1 rRNA gene is annotated in these 241 nt (G+C 53.1%); it reads left to right on the top strand.

The annotated features are described in order from the left end of the window. Positions 1 to 241 (top strand): 16S ribosomal RNA (locus SH09_RS14075); the annotation flags it as partial.

Here is a 241-nt window from a genome sequence, read left to right as displayed (position 1 = left end):
GAATTCCATGTGTAGCGGTGAAATGCGCAGAGATATGGAGGAACACCAGTGGCGAAGGCGACTTTCTGGTCTGTAACTGACGCTGATGTGCGAAAGCGTGGGGATCAAACAGGATTAGATCCCCTGGTAGTCCACGCCGTAAACGATGAGTGCTAAGTGTTAGGGGGTTTCCGCCCCTTAGTGCTGCAGCTAACGCATTAAGCACTCCGCCTGGGGAGTACGACCGCAAGGTTGAAACTCA

Source organism: Staphylococcus gallinarum (assembly GCF_000875895.1).
In the GTDB taxonomy this organism is placed as follows: Bacteria; Bacillota; Bacilli; order Staphylococcales; family Staphylococcaceae; genus Staphylococcus; species Staphylococcus gallinarum.
This window is presented reverse-complemented; position numbering and strand designations above follow the sequence as displayed.